Annotated in this window: 19 protein-coding genes; 10 read left to right on the top strand and 9 right to left on the bottom strand. The window is 65.9% G+C overall.

Annotation, left to right across the window (positions count from 1 at the left end):
* Positions 1-177: 177 nt before the first annotated feature.
* Positions 178-396: a hypothetical protein gene (locus tag EWU68_RS12270; RefSeq protein WP_129316426.1), complete on the bottom strand. Its 219-nt coding sequence runs from the start codon at positions 394-396 to the stop codon at positions 178-180.
* Positions 397-601: 205 nt separating this feature from the next.
* Between EWU68_RS12270 and EWU68_RS12265 the strand changes: the two genes are divergently transcribed.
* Entirely contained in the window at positions 602-1,501 is a 900-nt protein-coding gene (locus EWU68_RS12265) for an alpha/beta hydrolase family protein (RefSeq protein ID WP_162421524.1), read from the top strand.
* A 101-nt stretch (positions 1,502-1,602) separates the two neighbouring features.
* Here EWU68_RS12265 and EWU68_RS12260 read toward each other — a convergent pair whose 3' ends face one another.
* Both EWU68_RS12260 and EWU68_RS12255 read right to left on the bottom strand, forming a co-directional pair.
* Positions 1,603-2,163, bottom strand: a complete 561-nt coding sequence (locus tag EWU68_RS12260) for a dihydrofolate reductase family protein (protein ID WP_129316424.1) — start codon at positions 2,161-2,163, stop codon at positions 1,603-1,605.
* Positions 2,164-2,252: 89 nt separating this feature from the next.
* Positions 2,253-2,774 (bottom strand): MarR family winged helix-turn-helix transcriptional regulator, encoded by a 522-nt coding sequence (locus EWU68_RS12255; protein ID WP_162421522.1) that lies wholly within the window; start codon positions 2,772-2,774, stop codon positions 2,253-2,255.
* Between the two features lie 53 nt (positions 2,775-2,827).
* Here EWU68_RS12255 and EWU68_RS13175 point away from each other — a divergent pair, with 53 nt between their 5' ends.
* Together EWU68_RS13175 and EWU68_RS12245 are read left to right on the top strand one after the other, a co-directional pair.
* The gene (locus EWU68_RS13175) at positions 2,828-3,550 is read left to right on the top strand and encodes a hypothetical protein (RefSeq protein WP_202976724.1); all 723 of its coding nucleotides are present in this window, start codon (positions 2,828-2,830) and stop codon (positions 3,548-3,550) included.
* A complete protein-coding gene (locus EWU68_RS12245) occupies positions 3,547-3,951 on the top strand; it encodes a nuclear transport factor 2 family protein (RefSeq protein WP_129316422.1) in 405 nt (134 codons plus the stop codon). The genes EWU68_RS13175 and EWU68_RS12245 overlap by 4 nt, the downstream gene beginning before the upstream one ends.
* A 92-nt stretch (positions 3,952-4,043) precedes the next feature.
* On the opposite strand, the gene EWU68_RS12240 is transcribed toward EWU68_RS12245, so the two are convergent.
* Genes EWU68_RS12240 through EWU68_RS12220 form a run of 5 tightly spaced genes read right to left on the bottom strand, consistent with a single transcriptional unit; the run spans position 4,044 to position 9,573 of the window.
* Entirely contained in the window at positions 4,044-6,029 is a 1,986-nt protein-coding gene (locus EWU68_RS12240) for a BglG family transcription antiterminator (RefSeq protein WP_129316421.1), read from the bottom strand.
* A 16-nt stretch (positions 6,030-6,045) separates the two neighbouring features.
* Positions 6,046-7,503 carry a glycoside hydrolase family 1 protein gene (locus EWU68_RS12235; protein WP_129316420.1) on the bottom strand — a complete coding sequence of 486 codons (1,458 nt, stop codon included), beginning with the start codon at positions 7,501-7,503 and terminating at the stop codon, positions 6,046-6,048.
* Positions 7,500-7,865 carry a PTS lactose/cellobiose transporter subunit IIA gene (locus tag EWU68_RS12230; protein ID WP_129316419.1) on the bottom strand — a complete coding sequence of 122 codons (366 nt, stop codon included), beginning with the start codon at positions 7,863-7,865 and terminating at the stop codon, positions 7,500-7,502. The genes EWU68_RS12235 and EWU68_RS12230 overlap by 4 nt, the downstream gene beginning before the upstream one ends.
* A 5-nt stretch (positions 7,866-7,870) precedes the next feature.
* Positions 7,871-9,250 carry a PTS sugar transporter subunit IIC gene (locus EWU68_RS12225; RefSeq protein WP_129316418.1) on the bottom strand — a complete coding sequence of 460 codons (1,380 nt, stop codon included), beginning with the start codon at positions 9,248-9,250 and terminating at the stop codon, positions 7,871-7,873.
* Entirely contained in the window at positions 9,247-9,573 is a 327-nt protein-coding gene (locus tag EWU68_RS12220; protein WP_129316417.1) for a PTS sugar transporter subunit IIB, read from the bottom strand. The genes EWU68_RS12225 and EWU68_RS12220 overlap by 4 nt, the downstream gene beginning before the upstream one ends.
* An 886-nt stretch (positions 9,574-10,459) precedes the next feature.
* Here EWU68_RS12220 and EWU68_RS13090 point away from each other — a divergent pair.
* The 4 genes from EWU68_RS13090 (at position 10,460) to EWU68_RS12205 (ending at position 14,482) form a co-directional block, all read left to right on the top strand.
* Positions 10,460-10,630 carry a hypothetical protein gene (locus tag EWU68_RS13090; protein WP_156265492.1) on the top strand — a complete coding sequence of 57 codons (171 nt, stop codon included), beginning with the start codon at positions 10,460-10,462 and terminating at the stop codon, positions 10,628-10,630.
* A 97-nt stretch (positions 10,631-10,727) separates the two neighbouring features.
* Positions 10,728-11,261 carry a Dps family protein gene (locus EWU68_RS12215; protein ID WP_129316416.1) on the top strand — a complete coding sequence of 178 codons (534 nt, stop codon included), beginning with the start codon at positions 10,728-10,730 and terminating at the stop codon, positions 11,259-11,261.
* Positions 11,262-11,520: 259 nt separating this feature from the next.
* Positions 11,521-13,167, top strand: coding sequence for a class I adenylate-forming enzyme family protein (locus tag EWU68_RS12210; RefSeq protein ID WP_129316415.1), 1,647 nt, complete (start codon positions 11,521-11,523; stop codon positions 13,165-13,167).
* A gap of 76 nt (positions 13,168-13,243) precedes the next feature.
* Positions 13,244-14,482, top strand: coding sequence for an acetate/propionate family kinase (locus tag EWU68_RS12205; protein WP_129316414.1), 1,239 nt, complete (start codon positions 13,244-13,246; stop codon positions 14,480-14,482).
* 13 nt (positions 14,483-14,495) lie between these two features.
* On the opposite strand, the gene EWU68_RS12200 is transcribed toward EWU68_RS12205, so the two are convergent.
* Complete coding sequence (locus tag EWU68_RS12200; RefSeq protein ID WP_129316413.1) at positions 14,496-15,977, bottom strand: MFS transporter; 1,482 nt, start codon at positions 15,975-15,977, stop codon at positions 14,496-14,498.
* 112 nt (positions 15,978-16,089) lie between these two features.
* Here EWU68_RS12200 and EWU68_RS12195 point away from each other — a divergent pair, with 112 nt between their 5' ends.
* The 3 genes from EWU68_RS12195 to EWU68_RS12185 are packed head-to-tail and all read left to right on the top strand — an operon-like array spanning position 16,090 to position 18,724.
* Positions 16,090-17,016, top strand: a complete 927-nt coding sequence (locus EWU68_RS12195; RefSeq protein ID WP_129316412.1) for a helix-turn-helix transcriptional regulator — start codon at positions 16,090-16,092, stop codon at positions 17,014-17,016.
* Positions 17,017-17,074: 58 nt separating this feature from the next.
* Positions 17,075-18,064, top strand: a complete 990-nt coding sequence (bla, locus tag EWU68_RS12190) for a class A beta-lactamase (RefSeq protein WP_129316411.1) — start codon at positions 17,075-17,077, stop codon at positions 18,062-18,064.
* 30 nt (positions 18,065-18,094) lie between these two features.
* A complete protein-coding gene (locus tag EWU68_RS12185; protein ID WP_129316410.1) occupies positions 18,095-18,724 on the top strand; it encodes a DJ-1/PfpI family protein in 630 nt (209 codons plus the stop codon).
* The last annotated feature ends 14 nt before the right edge of the window (positions 18,725-18,738 follow it).

Genomic DNA, 18,738 nt, shown 5'->3' with positions numbered 1-18,738 from the left:
TAGAGCTGGTGCGGGCTGATCAGGATGTAGTTGCGGTCGTAGACCTGTTGGATGATTTTTTTGAATTCGTCGATGGTGACCATGTAGTCGAGGTAGCCCTTGGCCTCGTCGTCGCCGTCGAAGGCTCTTTTCGGGTCCGCGACCAGGGAGTGGAAGAACAGGTGCGAGACCATGGTGTTATCGGCCCAGGTGACCATCGGACCCTGCGGAGACGCCGACGACGACGCAGACCCCGAGGAAGGACTCGGAGCCTGAGAGGACGATCCCCCGGAGGAACTGCTTTCCTGCTTGCCGCATGCGCTCAAGGCAATCGCACCCGCCACTGCCGATGCAGACGCCAAGGCGGCTCTTCGAGTAATAGTCAACGACCTCATCCTTCTTCTGTTTCTCGGCCAATTGATGTTCTGACGGACTAAATGTACTAGTCAGTACAGAAAAACGGTACACTCGTGCCCGCCCGGACCGAACCACACCGGAGCCAGCACAGGCGCTGTGAGCCTGAAGATCATCCGCAGGATATGATCAAGTGCACCCTTTTCCAGGAGTGCGAGCGGATCGGACCGCCGACACACGACCGGCTTGTGCCGCGATCATGGTGGCCGTGGCCCTCGTGATGACCGCCTGCTCCCACGGCAAGGACCAGACGCCGACGCATCATTCGCTGGAAGCCTCGCACACCGTGCTGGGCGTATCCCAGGCCATGGTCGCCCACCGGGAAGCTCCCGAGATCAGGCGAGTGCCCTACCCGGTCTCCGGGCCGGGAGATGAAGCACAGAACTGGGGCGATCTGTTCCTTCCCGCGGGAGACCACCGGGAAGGGTCCGTGCCGTTGGTGGTGCTCGTTCACGGCGGCGGCTGGCAGGCCGCTTCGGGCGCGCAGGATATGAACGAGTATGCCGAAGATCTCACCACTCGAGGGGTTGCCGTCTACAACATCGAGTACCGGCGTGTGGGTTCCGGCGGAGGGTGGCCGGAGACGTTCACGGACGTCGCGGCGGCGGTCGATCACGTCCCCGAACTCTTGGCCCAGAACTCCGAGCTGTCAGGCTCGGTGGAGCTTGCGGGCCACAGCGCCGGCGCGCAGCTGGCCCTCTGGGCGGGGACCAGACGCGATACGTCGTCTTACCCGTGTGCCAATCCGCCGAGGATCAAGCCGGCACGCATCGTTGCCCTGGCCGGCCCCCTGGACATGCAAACCGCTGCGCGATCGGGAGACGCGGGATTGATCAGTGTCATGGGCGGAGTGCCTTCGGCCTTCCCGAAGCGTTACCAAGCAATAGACCCGATCCTCAATACGACCCCCTCTGTCCCGGTCGTTGCGATTCACGGTTCGCTCGACCGGACCGTTCCGGCGGAGATGTCCAGAAAATACATCCGCCGACTCGATGCCGTCGGCGGCGACGGCCGACTGGAGATCCTCGATCGGGAGAACCACGGATCGTTCTTGAAACCGACGAGCCCGGCTTATGACCACGTCCTCAACGTCATGGCGAATTTCTGAGAGCGACCGCCGAGGTGGCACTCCCGTGCGGAAAAAGACCCAAAAACTGCACGTAGTTGCCACCTCGTCCGGGCGCCGGGCGGGGCGACGGGGGCGCGCCTCTACGCGGCGTCGTCGGGCGCGGAGCTGACGGAATACGTCAGTCGGGCGAATCCCCCGACGTGTTCCGCACCGACCAGGTGGAGGCGAGTGGAATCCAGTCGCCGGGGAAGCAGTGGTGCGCCGCTGCCCAGCGCGACGGGCGCGACCGACAGCCTGATTTCGTCGAGGGCGCCCACGTCCGCAAACTGGCCGGCCAAGTCGCCCCCGCCGACGACCCAAATGGTCCCGTTTGCGGCCGCCTCCCGGATCTCCGGCAACACGTCGCGGACCGACCCCGAAATCAACTGGACCTGCGCATCGGCGGGGATGGGCAGGTCCCGGTGGGTGAAGACGACGACGCGCGTGGAACCGAACGCTTCCTTCCACGCTCCAGGGGACTCCATGGCACCGATTTCACGCAGAACCCACTCGTACGTGGTCGATCCCATGACCTGCACCGATGCGTCGGGAGTCGCGAGTCTCGGGTCGTCGCCGCCGGGGACGGGAAACAACCAGGACAGTGAATTCTCGTCGTCGGCGATCCAACCGTCCAGGCTCGTCGCCGTCTCGTAGATGATCATGCGGCCATGCTAGTGCGAACCCGCGTCCCGGCTACACCAGTCACGGCCTCGGACAGTTCCCATCCGTACCCATCGCGGGAACAGCCCGGTCAGTGCGCCGCGGCCTTTCGGGCTGCCGCATCGGCCCGGCCCGCTGAGTCGTTCCCATCTGCCGTGGTGCCCCGATGGATGTCGATGGAGAGCCCTCGCGACGCGGCGATTCGCCCCAACAACGACTGCAGGACTTCCACCTCACCAGGATCCAAGCATTCGGTGTAGCTCCGCTCGTGTGCCTCGGCGAGGGGACGAATACCGGCCAGAACCTCCTCGCCTTCCTCGGTCAGGCCGACCTCGTGAATTCGGCGATCGGTTCGGCTGCGACGTCGCTCGATGAGCCCCCGATCCTCGAGCCGGTCCAGGACCGCGACGATCCGGCTGGGGCCCACTCCGACCTGCTTGCTGAGCACGCGTTGGCTCACGCCCGGCGTGCGGCCGATCAGACGGAGAAGGCCCGCATCCGAGGCCGTGATGTTCAGGGATTGCAGCGCCTGTTCGAAACCGCTCGCTGCGTCGGAGCCAAGCTGGGACAGCAGGAAAGCAATCCGGTGGTGGGGCTGGGGCATGGATGTCATACCCCCATAATAGACCCCTTGATAAATCATTCATGGGGTGTATTGTCTGTGGCATGAACGAGAACCAGGAAACCCGCATTCCCCACCATGACAGGGCACGACGTCGCCCGGACGGCCCCCATCCGGGAATCATCGCCGCCGTGTGTCTGGGTCTCTTCGTGGCGAGCCTGGTCGCGATGGCGGCCCTCAGCCACGGCGGCACCCTCTCCTCGCCGTTCTCGGACGACTCGGCAGACTTCTACACGAGGCACGGGCTCGCGGTCCGGATCTCCGCGTGGTTGCAGCTGGGTTCCTCCGTGCCCCTCGGCATCTACGCGGCCACCATGTCCTCCCGTCTGCAACGCCTCGGCATGAAAGTCCCCGGCCCCGTGATCGCGCTCTTCGGCGGCGCCAGCGCCTCGATCATGCTGGCACTGTCGGCGATCCTCACGTGGACGGCCGGCCAGGACGACGTCGCCGCGCTCCCCGAGCTCTCCCGGGCCCTGGGATTCATCGCCTTCGGAACCGGCGGATTCGCTCACGTGCTGGGGCTGGGCCTCCTGGTGGCCGGCATCGCGGTTCCGAGCCTGATCCGTCACCTTCTGCCGACTCCACTTGCCTGGGCCGGGCTCGTGATTGCCGCGCTGTGCGAGCTCACCGTTCTCGCGATGGTGATCGAACCACTCCAGCCCCTCGTCCCGATCGGGCGTTTCGCGGCCCTCATCTGGATCGTGGCCGCAGGCTTCCTCATGCCCCGCACCCGCCATCAGAGAAACACAACGAAGGAGACACCATGAACACCATCAACGACACTCTGGCCACGTGGGCCGATTCGGAGCGTCTCTGCGACGCAACCACGGCAGCCACCATCCTGACCGAGGATTTCATCGGTATCGGACCGGTCGGCTTCCAGCTCCCCAAGGGCCCCTGGCTGCAACGTCTCAGCGACGGCCAACTCCATTACGAGGAACTCTCCCTGGACGAACTGGCCATTCGGGAATATTCCGATTCCGCGGTCGCCGTGGCCCGCGTGAACACTCTCGGCACGGCGCGCGGCAACCCGCTGCCGACCACCCGGACCGCGTTCCACCTGGTGCGCGCCGACGGCGAATGGCTCATCGCGGGCATCCAGCACAGTTTCATCGCGGGAGCTCCTGGCTCTCCCGTTCCGGCCCCACAGCCGGAGGGTGGTCGCTGAGTCAGGGATCCTCCACGAGGTCCGCGCCGTCGACGACGCGGTGCGATGGACCCAAGAGATCGACAGAAGGGGGAGAGACTCTCCCCCTTCTGTCACGCCACGACGCGGTCGAGAGCCTCGACGAAGTCGGCTTTGCTGCCCGCCGCATCCACGAATTCCTCGAAGCGTTCGGTATCGGTGAGTACCTGACTCAGCACGTCGAGAACTTTCCGGAAGACGACGAGACCGTCCGGGGCGACCGCGAACAACAGAATCAGCCGCACCGGTTCGCCGTGCCACATCATCGACCGATCCGGCCGCAGAATACACACGCCGGTCCTGAGCGCATCGGTGTGCAGGGAGTGCGGTATCGCGAAACCGCTACCGAACGCCGTGGACGAGCGCCTTTCCCTGTCCATGACGTCCTCCGCGTAATCTCCCCGCACGTACCCCGCGCGGTGAAGGGCCTCCGACCCGGCCTCGATCGCGGCCTCGGGCGAGGTCTCCGCGCCGATCTCCAGGAACAAGTCGGCATCGAGCATGCGCAACATACTCTCCTTGACCTGGTGACGCCGCTGTCGTTGCTTCTCCTGCCCAATGGCCCCGGCAATGGCGGACGCGTCGGCGGCGTCGACGAACGGGGAGACCTGGACGACTGGGATGTCCCCCGCGTCCGGAACCGGGACGGTGCTGATGACGATGTCGCTGGGGACCGCGGTGACGTCGTGGGACAGGTCCGTGATGGTCCTGTCGCAGACCGCGCCGTCGGACGCCGCCCGCACGATCCGACCGATCGTCGTCTCGGACAGGCGTCCGTAGGAGGGCGTGACGATGGTGTAGGTGACGCGTGGGCCGGCGTCGATGTTGTCCTGGAAGGCAGTGCCCAGGTGGAAGGACAGATAATCGATCTCCCCCTCGCTGAGCCCTGCCCCGAGGTGGCCCTCGAGGGCCTGCGACAAGTGCAGAGTGATTTCATGGACCACGGGGTGGGCCGCTTTGAAGCCCTGCCCCAGAGGGTTCAGCCACTGGTTCCCGCTGTGAACGCGCCGGCCCAGGCTCTGGATGTGGACCAGCAGCGCGTCCAGGGTTTCCTCGCGCGGGTGGCCCAGTCCGAAGAGTCCGCACACGTCGTCGACGGTTGCGCGCGCGACGGCGCTCAGTGCCTCGTCATCCTCCGCTCCCGACGACGCCCCTCGGCCCCGGTCCCGGCCGACATCAAGGTACGCACGCAGGATATCGAGTTCTTCGGGAGGAAGGACCCAACCGTAGACCTTTCGGAACGACGCCGCGACCGCCTCAGCCCCCTCGGTCGCCTCGCCCGCCTCGGCCGACCCGGCCGCCTCAGAAGCGCCCGCCGCCCCGGCCGCTGACCCACCCGCCGCCGGGTCGCGGCGGTCGTAGCGGGCGGATTCCGGCTCGCCGAGCGCCTCGCCGTCACCGAACCTTTCGGCCACAAGGGACAGGTGCGTCATGAGCTCACCGAGCACGTACTGATTGGGGAGGTGACCGTTCTGTTCCAGGCCAGCTATGACCAGGCGGTGCAACCGCGCCACGGCGGAGTCGGGCTCATTGCGGATTCCCCGCATGACCTCGAGACCCGCGCTCTCCGAGGCGTTGTAGAGCAATGATCTCAAGAACCTGCGCTTCTGCCGCTCGGTCCCTTCGACCTCGATTCGGTCGCCCTCGCGCACCAGCGTCAACCCGTATTCGGCGAACAAGGGCCGCGCCCTCGCGACGTCGGCCTCGATGGTCGAGACGCTGACGCACAGCCGTTCCTCGAGCTCGAAGACGTCGGCGGATGCGGACCTGACCAGGGCCACCATGAGCGAATCAAGCCTCTCCTCGGGGGCGCTGGAGATGCGCAGGTCGCCGTCGGAGCGGCGTCGCACCTCCTCGTAGAGCTTGCGATCGAGCCTGATCCCCTCGGCGGAACTCACCAGCAGGTCGGCCCCGAACCTGTCGTTGACCGAGCGAACGTAATTGCGCACCGAGCGGTCCGTGACGGCGAGCGCACGCGCCAGGGTGGACGCCGACACCGCGCGCCGTTCGCGAGCGAGGATGCCCACCAGCTGTTCTTCTCGGCGAGTTCGTGCTGACACCTGTTCTGCTCACGTCCTACGAGGATGCGTTCTTCCGCGACGCCGACCGGGCTGCGGTCACGTAATCGCGGTACCACCAGTATGAGTCCTTGAGAGTGCGGGCACCGCTCCCCCGCCCGTAGTCGTCCTGGTCGACGTGGATGAACCCGTATCGCTTGTTCATTTCGGAGGACGAGCAGGAGATGATGTCGATCGGACCCCACGCGAAGTGGCCACGCACATCCACGCCGTCCCCGATGGCTTCGGCCACGGCGTCGAGGTGCTCCCGCAGGTAATCGCTGCGGTAGGGGTCGTGCACGGTCCCGTCGTCCTCGAGCACGTCCTGGGCACCGAATCCGTTCTCGGTGATCATGATCGGGACCTGGTAGCGGTCCCAGTACGCGTTGAGCGCCATCCGCAGCCCGGTCGGGTTGATCGCCCACCCCCAGTCGGACTCCTCGAGGTACGGGTTGGGTCGACCGTCGACGTCGCCCGCATCCCAGCCGGCCGCGTCCATGATCCGCGTGTAGTAGTAGGAGAAGGTCATGTAGTCGGCGGTGCCTTCACGGAGAACGCGCTCGTCCTCCGCGGTGATCTCGACGTCGATGTCCCGGTCCTCGAAATACCGGCGGGCATATCCCGGGTACACGCCGCGCAGGGCGATGTCCGAGTAGAGGTACTGCATCTGGTTCTGCCGGAACGAGGCGAAGACGTCCTCGGGTTTCGGGGACGCCGGGTCCGTCAGGGTATGGCAGAGCATCACGCCGAACCGGTTCTCGGACGAGATCGAGCGTCCCAAGCTCGTGGCGGCCGCGGCGGCGACCATCTCGTGGTGCACCGCCTGGTGTTTGGCGGCGACGATGTCCTCCACCTTGTCCTCGGCGACGCCCAGGTGGTTGAAGGACTCGTGCGTGATCAGGTTGATCTGGTTGATCACGATCCAGTACTTGACCCGGTCCGAGTAGCGACGCAAAACGGTTTCGGCGTACCGGAGGAACAGGTCGATCAGTTCCCTCGAGTACCACCCGGCGTAAGCGGTGGCCAGGTGCAGCGGCATTTCGTAGTGCGACAGCGTGATCACAGGCTCCATCCCGTGAGCGATCACCGAATCGATGAGCCGGTCGTAGAAGGCCAGGCCTTCTTCGTTGGGGCTCTCCTCGTCGCCCTGGGGAAAGATTCGGGCCCAGTTGATGGACGTCCTGAAGGAGGTGAATCCGGCCTGGGAGAGCAGCCGCAGGTCGTCGTCGTACGTGTGGTAGAAATCGATCCCGTGGCGTTTGGGGTACACGCCGTCCTCGTCCGCCACGTGGGCGGCGATCTGGTCGGTGGTCATCTCCTTGTTCGACTTCTTCTTCAGCGCGACGTCGTCCCGGAACTGGTTGATGTCGGCCAGGCACCATCCTTTGCCGCCTTCTTTCCAGGCGCCTTCGGCCTGGTTCGCGGCGATGGCTCCGCCCCAGAGGAAGTCGGCGGGGAACGTGTTCTGCGGGCTCATGGTTGTGCAACCTCGCGTTCTTCCAGCGCCCGGAGGCGCGTCTCGTAATTCTCGAAGATGGGGAGCATCTTCCGGACCAGGCGCAGCTCGCCGTAGGCCGTCATGAGGGTGTCCTCGGCGTGGGTGAACAGCATCGAATACGCGGTCGGTTCGCCGCTCGCCTCCTGCTGGATGCGATCCGTGTGCACCACGTGGGCTTCGCTGACGCTCTTGTCCGCGCTCTCGAGCAGCTCTCCCGCTCGCCGGAAGTCTCCTTCGGCGACCGCGGAGAGGGCGGCGTAGGTGTCCGTGCGGCCCTTGCCGGCGTTGATGATGATCTTCATGGCTTCGTCGTTCGGAGCCTGGGACGGGGTGGTCGACATGGTCTTCAGTCCTTCGTCGGATCGGTTCGGGGCGAGGCTCCGTGGTCCGGGGCCGGTGTGTTCATGGGTGGGCGTTTGCGTTTGACCTTGCGCACCGTCGTCGTCCGCCCCGTTTCTGTGGACTTGGCCTCCGGGGCCGTGGCGTCCGTGGCCGTGGCCGCCTTCTGGGCCTCGGCCTCGGCCTGTTTGACGAGCTGTCGGTCGTAGACCCGGAGGAACGGAGACCAGATGGCCCCCGAGACCAGGAACACGATCAGGGCCACAAGGACCGCCGAGAACGATCCGGTCGAGAGCCAGGTGGAGATCGGGTACGGCATGTACCAGAGGTCGAATTGTTTGTCCGGGATCGGGCCCAACGGGATGACCTTGGTCAGTAGCCAGAGGAGCAACGGGAGGATGATCCCCTGCAGCCACAGGGGCACCATGAGGGTCGGGTTCCAGGCCACGGCGCCGAAAATGACCGGCTCGTTGATGTTGAAGACCGACGGCGCCAGACCGGCCTTGCCCAAGGCGCGAAGCCTGGTGGACTTGGCCCTGAGCATGAGGAGGACCAGCGGCAGGGTTGCTCCGACGCCGCCGATCCAGAGGTAGGTCGAGTACACGGACGAATAGGTCACCAGATGGTCGGCGTGACCGGCCACGTTCTCGGCCATCGCCGCGTACATCGCCGGAAGCAGCACGGGAGAGAGCACCCAGACCGAAATCCCCATCGAATAGATGAAGCAGGACAGGAACATCATGAGCGCGAACCCGTACGGCGTCTGAATAATGTCCGCGACCGGGGAGAACACCGCCTGGATACCGCGGAACAGGTCGACGCCGATCACGTCGATCAGTGCCCAGCCGAAAACGACGACGATGGCCACCGGGAGCATCGCGTCGAACCAGTTGCGCACGAAGTCGGGTATGGCGGAGGAGTTCTTGAAGAAGGTGAACGAGGCGAAGATCTTCATGACCCACCCGGTGATCAGACCGGTGATGATGGCCGCGAACATGCCGCCGGCTCCGAGCGCTTCGTTCTTGAACCCTGGTTTGCCCGCGTCGATCACGGCGGGAGAGACCGTGATCAGGAAAAGCACCAGACCCGCCATCCCCGCGATGAGTCTTTGCTTCGTCGCGTGCAGGCGCTCCATGAGGTTGAACGGGATCAGGAACGCGACGAACAAGGAGATCATGCCCATCGTCCACGAGTAGAGCCCGTGGAAGTCGGGCCACCCGGAGAAGATCTCGTTGAGGATCGAGAGCATCGAGAACAGGCTGCCGAGGAAGATGAACGGCAGGATCTGCATGATCGAGTCCTTGAGGGCGACGATCCACAGATTGCTGTTGATCTTGTTCATGCGCGGGCTGAAGGAATGCTCCAGCCAGTTCAGCAGGCCTTTCATGACTCGTCGTCCTCGTCGAAGACCTCGAGCATGTGTTCGAGCGCCGCCTTGCCGTCGAGGGTCGAATAATAGTCCGGTTTCATCAGCACGACGCCGATGTCGGCGTCGCCGATATAGCTGTCGATGTCGTCGAACAGGTACTCCAGGTGCGGGCCGATCATCAGAACGTCGATCCGGTTCAGGTATTCGCTGATCTCACTCTCGCTGCGGGCGATGATGTCGACATCCAGACCCATGTCCTTCGCGGCCTTCTTCATGTTCGCAGCCATGAATCCTGTGCTCGCGCCCGACCCGCAAGCGAGCATGACGGTGAGAGTTTCCATCTCGTCCTCCTGGTGTGCAATCCGATGTGCCGTTGTCGGACCATGCTTCTGGATTCCGAGGTCCACCGCCACGAGAAAACTTTCCGCCGGCCGGAAACCCGGGCCCCCGCCGTCGAGGTGGCCACCCCGAAATCACCCAGGACGCCGTCGAGGTGGCAATCCCGTGCGAGAACAGCCCGCCCCCAACGACGAAGTGGCACTGGAGTGCGATAAAACGCCCAAAAACCGCACGCCACTGCCACCTCGAGCAAGGACGACGCACAAAACCGCCACCTCGAGGAAGAACCAACACCCTAAACGCCCCGAGGTGGCAATCCCGTGCAAAAACAGCCCACCCCCGGCGTCGAGGTGGCAATCCCGTGCGAAAACGGCCCGCTCCCGACGTCGAAGTGGCACTGGCGTGCGATAAAACCCCCAAAAACCGCACGCCACTGCCACCTCGAGCAAGGACGACGCACAAAACCGCCACCTCGAGGAAGAACCAACACCCGAAACGCCCCGAGGTGGCAATCCCGTGCGAGAACAGCCCACCCCCGGCGTCGAGGTGGCAATCCCGTGCGAAAACGACCCACCCCCGACGTCGAAGTGGCACTGGAGTGCGATAAAACCCCCAAAAACCGCACGCCACTGCCACCTCGAGCAAGGACGACGCACAAAACCGCCACCTCGGGCACCGTCCACCGACAGCTGACACCCCTTTCCCGCCCCGCGGCCGCCGAGTATCGTCGAAAACGTGACCTGACCTGGGAAAACGCGGGCCAGCCCGACAATAGCGAGCCGGCCCGACAATAGGAGACGGGCGACATCGCCCGGCGCCCTCGAAGACCGAAGACCGAGGACCAAGGACCGAGGACCAAGGACCGAGGACCAAGGACCAAGGAGGTGCATGATGAGCCGTACGAATGACCCCGAAGAATCCCGGGAAAAGAAGATCGGCATGACTCCCCAGGAGGAGGAAGCCTATCGCCAGGAACCGGGCGCACAGGGCGAACCCGGTGACGAGGCGATCGGCGACATGACCGACTCGCAGGGACGGAGCCCGGCCACGGACAACTGACCCCGCCGTCGTGCGAGAGACCAAGAACCACGACGAACCGCATCGAAATGAACCACATCGTGGCCCGAACCCGGGCCCAGCAACGCAAGGAGATGCAATGACTGACACCATCAAGGCACCGCAGCCCGCCGGAGACACCGCAACCCGCCGCGAGAATGCGGAGAAGGGCTTCGTCGCACCCAGGGAACTGCGGGACGACCTGCAGAAAGTCCTGGTCGATCTGATCGCTTTGCACATGGTCGGCAAGCAGGCCCACTGGAACATCGTGGGCCCGAACTTCCGCGACCTGCACCTGAACCTGGACGAGATCGTCGATATCGCCCGCGATTCCTCGGACGACGTCGCCGAGCGCATGCGCGCGTTGCACGCCACGCCGGACGGCCGGCCCGGCGTCGTCGCCGCGGACACCACCCTGCCGGAGATGCCGCAGGGCGAAGTGCTGACCACCGACGCCATCGACCTGATCGTTCGCGCGATCGAGGCGACCACCGGAACCATGCGTGAGGTCCACGACGCCGTCGACGCCGCCGACCCGACGTCGGCCGACATCCTGCACGGAATCATCGAGAAGCTCGAGCAGCAGTCGTGGTTCATCAGCGCCGAAACCCGGACCCCGGCCGAGGCCAAGTAACCCGCGCTCCCGCGGCTCGTCGAGCCCAGGGAAACGTCGTCCGCGACCCGGTCGCGATGATCGTTTCCCTGGGCTCGGTGCGTTCCGGGACGATGAATCCGAATTCTCTTTGTGCTAGACCGGGTGTCATAGAAATTTCTATGACTGCCACCGCACCTGTCCGCGTCTCCGACGCATCGCACCCCCCCCTGCCGGAGTCTCGGACGCGGCACAGACAATCTATAGTTTAGCTATGTAAATCACTCGTCGAAATCAGGAGATGCGGAAGGTGTACGACCCCCAACGCTTCAAGGAATACTTCGAAGGCGCCTTCACCTATGAGGCGGGCTTCCGCCGCAACATTCGCCGGTACGGCAACGACTCGGCAATCCTCGATCCGGAGACCGGACGCAACTGGACCTACGCCGAGCTGGACGCCGACGTCGCCCGCACGGCGTCGGCGCTGGCCGAGGCCGGCGTCGGCCGTGGCGACGCCGTCGTCTACCAGCTGCCCAACTGCCCGGAATTCGCGATCCTCTACCTCGCGACCCAGCGCATCGCCGCGGTGAGCGTACCGATCAATTACCGGCTCTCCGCGGGCGAGACCTCCCACATTCTGGATGACAGCTCGCCGAAGGTCTTCGTGTACACGGGCAAGTACCAGCAGACCGCGGAGCACGCCGTCGAACTGGCAGCCGATACGCCCACCGAGTGGGTCCTGGACGGGCGAACGGGCGAGAACGTCGTCGACTTCTGGAACGCCGTCGAGACTGCGCCCGATGACCACCCGCACGTTCCGGAAGACTTCTCGACCTACGAGGAGTCGACCCGCTTGTACACCTCCGGGACCACGGGGATGCCGAAGGGCGTTCCGCTGCCCTCCCTCGTCGAGGTCATGTCCGCACACGACGTCATCATGCATTTCCCCCTGTCGCCGGATGATCGGACGCTCAACACGACCCCGTGGTTCCACCGCGGTGGTCTCTACTCGGGCGGCCCGAACCCGGTGTTCTACTCGGGCGGCTCCGTGGTCCCGATGCGCGCCTTCGACCCGGACAAGGCCCTGGACCTGACGGAGGAACTCGGCATCACGTTCCTCATCGGCGCCCCCGTGACCCTGGGCATGCTCGCCGCCGCGCAGGAGCGTCGCCCTCGCGACCTGACGACGCTGCGAGGCATCGTCACGATGGGTGCACCGCTGTCGCGGGCCGACGCCATCCGCTACCAGGAGGTGCTGACGCCCCGCATCTTCAACGGGTACGGCACCACGGAAACATTCTGGAACACGTTCCTCCGGCCCGAGGACCTCCCCGACCACGCGGGCAGCGCGGGGCGGGCCAGCACGGACGACGACGTCGCCGTCGTGCGGATCTTCGAGGACCGCGTCGCCACGCCCGAGGAGACCGCCGCACAGGACAACACCGAGATCGGTGAAGTCATCATGCGTTCGCCCAAGTCGGGGTTCTCGTACTACAACAATCCGGATCGGGACGAGGAAAAATTCCATTACGGGTGGCTCTACCCGGGCGACCTCGCGACGTGGGACGAACAGGGATTCGTGACCGTGGTCGGTCGCAAGGACGACATGATCATCTCCGGAGGAGAAAATATTCATCCCGTCCAGGTCGAAGAGGTTCTCGAGGAGCACCCTGGGGTCGCGAGCGCCGTCGTCGTCGGCGTTTCGGACCCCCACTGGGGCCAGCGGGTTGCCGCGTACATCATCCCGGAGGGCGACGGCGCAGCCCCCGAAGAGCTGGACGAGCTCTGCCGGGCCAACCAGCGGCTGGCCGACTTCAAGCGCCCCCGCGAGTACCGGTTCGTGGACGAGGTCCCTCTGACCCCGACGGGCAAGAAGATGCACTACAAGGTTGCGGAGATCGCAGCGGAGGACGACGCCGCGGGCAGGCTTGTCAGGCCGCAGAACTGATATCCACAAGGGTCTCCCTGCGCGTCGTGACGGTGGAATAATAAGCCTCATACCGTCACGACGCGAAGGGAACGCCATGCTCGTCCTCGTTATCAATTCCGGCTCCTCGTCGATCAAGTACCAGGTACGCGAGGTCACCACCTCGGAGGAGAACGTCGCCCCCTATACGTCCTCGATGCCGGCGATCAACGAGCGGATCACGCTGGAACAGGCGACCCTCGGCGCGGAGGGGGACGAAGTCCTCACCAAGGGCCTGATCGAGAACATCGGTGAGGGCGGGGAGATCGCCGATCATTCCCAGGCGCTGGACGTCATGGCGGAGCGCCTGGATCGGGAATTGAACGGTCGGGAGATCGACGCCGTGGGGCACCGGGTCGTGCACGGCGGCGAGCGCTTTTCGGCGCCCGTGATCGTGAACAATGAGATCATTCGCGCGATCGAGCGTCTGGCGCCGCTGGCGCCGCTGCACAACCCGGCGGCGGCTCTCGGGCTGAGGGCCATCCAGAAGAAGTGGCCGGAGATGCCGCAGGTGGTGGTCTTCGATACGGCCTTCCACCGGTCCTTGCCGGAAAAGGCCTGGCGCTATGCCATCCCCGATGCTTTCTACCGCCTGCACGGCATCCGTCGTTACGGCTTCCACGGCACGAGCCATGACTACGTCACGGGGAAGGCGGCGGAGTTCCTCGGGGTGGACCGTGAGGATTTCGACGCCGTGATTGCGCACTTGGGCAACGGCGCATCGGTCACGGCCATCCGGGGCGGAGCATCGATCGACACGTCGATGGGTTACACGCCCCTGGCCGGCTTGGTCATGGGCACCCGTTCGGGCGACATCGATCCCTCCGTGCTCACCGGAATCCTGACGCGCAACAAGGACGTCGACGCCGAGCGACTGGACGAGATCCTGAACAAGGAATCCGGCCTGACCGCCGTCGGCGGAACCAACGACATGAGGGAGCTCGAGCAGCGCGCCGAATCCGGCGACTCGGGGGCTCAGCTGGCCATGGATATGGCCGCGTATCGCCTGGCCAAGTACATCGGCGGGTACCACGTGGCGGTCGGTGGGATGCAGTGCCTCGTTTTCACGGCGGGGATCGGCGAGAACTCGGCGGCCTTCCGGAAGCTCGTGGTGGACGAGCTGAGCGCCCTCGGCATCACCCTCGACCCGGAGGCGAACGAGGTCCGCAGCGCAGAGACGCGCGTGATCTCCGGTGAGGATTCCGCGATCACCGTGCTGGTGGTTCCGACCGATGAGGAGCGTGCCATCGCGGAGGCCACCGCGGGCCTGGTCGAGGCGAGGATCGACCACGGGTGACCGCCCCGCCGCCTCAGGAGCAGCGAACCCCGTGTTGCGCCGCCGCCGGCTGATCGGCCCCCGGCAGGCTTTCTCCCCGGTCCGGGTACTCGGGCGTTGCAGGCACCCGAGCCGCGGAAGCGGCTGACTTCGCGGCTCGTCGAAGCACGACGGCGCCCACGGCGAACGCCGCGACCAGTGCCACCTGCCCAACCGAGACGATGCCGAATGCCTGGGTGGGCGTGAACAGGGACTGGAACCAGGTATAGGCCGCGCCGATCGTGGCGACACCGGCGGCAATCCCCGTTTGCTGCATCGTCGAGATCAAACCGCCCGTCAGTCCCCCGACTCGTTCCGGGACTTCCGCCATCACGGTCGAGACCAACGGACCGAATTGGAGCGCTTGGCCGACACCCAGCACGACGGCGGGCACCTGGAACCACCATTCCCAGCCGGCGTCGGACACCACGGAAACCAGGCCGACGCCGACCAGACCAATACCCTGGAGCAGGGCGCCGACCAGCATCGTGCCGGGACCGCCCAGCCGGGCGGTGATGCGGTGGTATTGCAACGACGCCAGGAGGAAGGCCACGCAGAAAGGAACGAGCACGGTCCCGGACAGCCAGGCGGGCTCGCCCCGACCGGACTGGGTGAGCACGGCGTAGTTGAATGTCCATGCCCCGTACCCTCCGAAGAACACCATGGCCATGACGCCGCCGATCGCCAGCGGACGGGCACGGAGCACGTCCGGGGGAAGCAGGGGTTGTCCACCGCGCCGAGCCGTCGACCTCTGTTGCAGGACCAGCCCGGCGAGGGCCGCCACCGCGAGCACCAACAGGGCCACGCACCAGGTCGGCCACCCCGCCTTGGGCCCCAGCGAGAGCCCGGTGATCAGACTGCCGAGCGCGGTCAGTAGCAGCAAGGCCCCGACCGGGTCGGTCTGCAGTTGCGGTTTTCCCCCGTCGGCGGGCAGACGGAACGCATTCAGCCCGGCCAGAACGCAGAGGACGGCGAATACGGCGAACGCCAGCCGCCACCCCAGGTCGGGACCGCCCGCAGAGACGAGGAACCCGCCGATGACCTGACCGGCCACGGTGCCCACGCCGGCCGCGGCCGTGTAGACCCCGACCGCACGGATCCGGTCCGTGCCGGAGACGGCGGACTGGATGATCGACAGGATCTGCGGCATCATCGCCGCGGCCGCGAAACCTTGCACGACCCGGGCTGCAATGGCCGCACCGGGGCTCCACGCACAGGCCACCCCCACGGAGCACACCGCGAGCCCCATCATGCCGATGATGAACAGCCGGCGTCGCCCGAATTTGTCGCCCAGACGGCCGCAGAAGATGATCCCGGAGGCGAACGCGGCGGCGAAGATGCCGACCATGAGCGCGCTCTGGCCGTCGTCGGCCCCGAGCGATTCCTTCATCTGGGGAGCCGTCATGGACCCGAGGGAAAAGACGAAAGTGGACAGCAAGGCCGCCAGGTGCAGCGGCCACAGGATTGGTTTGTTCATGTGACCACCATGCTGCGGTGGGCAAGGCAGTGGCAGTGCCGGGCCATGCTGGTAGTGCCACTACCAGGCTGAGGGGTTCCCACCTGGTTGCCGACCTTGCAACAATGTGCTCATGACAAAGACGACCTCCCAGGAGCTGAGCAATCACGAGCTGGGCGCATTCCTGCGCAGCCGCCGCGATCGGCTCACGCCTCGGGACGTCGGCCTGCCGTGCGGACCGCGACGCCGCGTGCCGGGGTTGCGCCGCGAGGAGGTCGCGGTCCTGGCCCACGTCGGGACCACCTGGTACACGTGGCTCGAACAGGGCCGCGAGGTCCATGCGTCCGTGGACGTGCTGACCGCCATCGCCGACGCGCTGCTGCTCGAACCCGAAGAGCGCGCTCACCTGTTTCACCTCGGCGGCTACCCCGCACAGGCCCAGCGCCCGGGCACCAGCATCATCGACGACAGGCTCCGCGCGATGCTGGACAAGGCCATGCCGTACCCCGCGATGGTCCACGACGAGCTCTACCGGTGGCGCGTCTACAACCCCGCCTTTCGGTTCCTGATCGACGACGCCGACGAAGCGACGGAACGGTCCTGCATCCAGCAGCTCCTGAACAACCCGGCGTGGCACGATGCCTACCGGAACGACCCAGACCAGCTCCGGATCGTCGTCGCCAAGCTGCGAGCATCGTTCGGCGAGTCCCCCGAGCACCCGGACTGGGGAGCGCACCTGGACAAGCTCCGCGCCCACGCCGAATTCCGGGAACTCTGGGATTCCGGTGACGTGGTGCGCGAAGCCAACCACGTCAAGACCGTGGACAACCCCTGGGTGGGAACCTTGCGCCTGAGCAATCTGACGCTCGTGGTGCAGGAAGATCGCAGGCTCGCCCTCTCGATCCACCAGCCCGAGGACCAAACGACCGCCGCCCGTCTGGAACGCCTGCAGAAACTCATCGACACGGGCCAGATAGAGTGGGCCAAGAAACATCGCTCGCCCGCGTCAGCGGATGACGACGACGTCGTGCGTCGGTTGCCGCTGCGTCCGGTCGGGTGACCTCATGCGCCGTCGGGGTACCCAGCCTCGCGGCCTCACCCCCAGAGAAAGGCAGACCATGTCGTTCCTTCTTCCCCAGGAGCACTCCGCCCGATCCGCAGGCCGACAGGCCGCGTCGAGTTCCATGACCCGTCGAACGATACTCGCGGGCGCGGCAGCCGCGATCCCGGCGGCCTTCGTCGCCACCGCCGCGGGAGCCTCGGCCCCGGGCGGCACACCGTCTGACGGCGGCGCACCAGCGTCTGGCGGCACTCAGAACTCCGACGTGGTCTCCGAGCTTCGTGAGCTCGAACGCCAGCTCGACGGCGAGATCGGTGTCCACGCCATCGACACATCGACAGGCGAGTGCTTCGGCTACCGGGACCAACAACCCTTCCTGCTCTGCTCGGTGAGCAAGGTCCTGGTGGTCGCGACGGTCCTGAACCGCGCGTCCCATGACCCGAAGCTGCTCGGGCGGCGCGTCGACATCACCCAGGAGGACATCCTGGCCTACGCGCCGGTGACCAGCAAGCACCTGGAGGACGGGATGACGGTCGAGGAACTCTGCGCTGCCGCTCTGACGGTCAGCGACAACACGGCCTCGAACCTGCTGATGGAGCAGTGCGGCGGTCCTGAGGCCGTGACCGACTTCGTGCGCTCCACGGGCGACCTCACGACTCGGCTCGACCGGATCGAGCCCGATCTCAACGACGCTTCCGGCGGTCTCGACACCACCACCCCGGCCGCGTTCTCCGAGACGCTGAACCGTCTGACACTCGGTGGCGCACTGTCCGCTTCCGGACGCGACAAACTGGTCGGGTGGATGAAGGAGTCGGCGACCGGTGCCGAACAGATCCGTGCCGGCCTCCCCGAGGGGACGCTCGTGGGCGACAAGACCGGGTCCGGTACCCACGGCGAGTCCAACGACGTCGCCGTCATCTGGCCGAAGCAGGGCGGACCGATCATCATGTCGGTCTTCACCACGTCGAGCCGGGCGGACGACACCGACGGCCAGAAGGCCGCCATCGCCGGCACCGCACGCGCAGTGTTCGGGGGAATCACCGGCTGAGGGCAACCGCTGGGTTGCTAGTATCGCCGCATGACCAAACCGGTGGATCCGCTCCGTCTCAGCGTCATCCTGTTCGAGGGATTCGAACTGTTGGATGTCTTCGGTCCCGTCGAGCTCCTGAGCAAGTCGCCCTATTTTCGGATCACGTGGTGCGGCCCCGAGGTCGGCCCGGTCGCGAGCTCCCAGGGCGTCGGCGTCGTCTCCGAGGTCGCGTACGACGGCGTCGTCGGCGCCGAAACGGACATGCTCCTGGTCCCAGGGGGCGCGGGCACGCGGCCGCTGTCGCGAGACGCTGATTTCCTCGGGTGGCTGGCCGACGTGGGTGCCGCGTGCCCGCTGATCGGTTCGGTGTGCACCGGCTCGGCGCTGCTGGCGGCCGCGGGCCTGCTCAACGGGTACCGCGCAACGACCAACAAGAAGGCCTTCGAGTGGGCCACCAGTTGCGGGCCGGACGTCGAGTGGGTCGCGGAGGCCCGGTGGGTCAGGGACCGGGACCGGTGGACGTCGTCGGGAGTCGCCGCGGGGATGGACATGACGCACGCCCTGATGACCGATCTCCTCGGCGCGGAGGACGCCGACGCCGCGGCCCGGGCGATCGAGTACGAACCGCATCGGGACAGTTCCTGGGACCCTTTCGCGAAGGTCTACGGGCTGGCATAGCGACTGGCTGGAGC

This window comes from Rothia koreensis, assembly GCF_004136575.1.
In the GTDB taxonomy this organism is placed as follows: domain Bacteria; phylum Actinomycetota; class Actinomycetes; order Actinomycetales; family Micrococcaceae; genus Rothia; species Rothia koreensis.
Note: the sequence above shows the minus strand (reverse complement) of the source record. Positions and strands in the feature narration are given on the sequence as shown.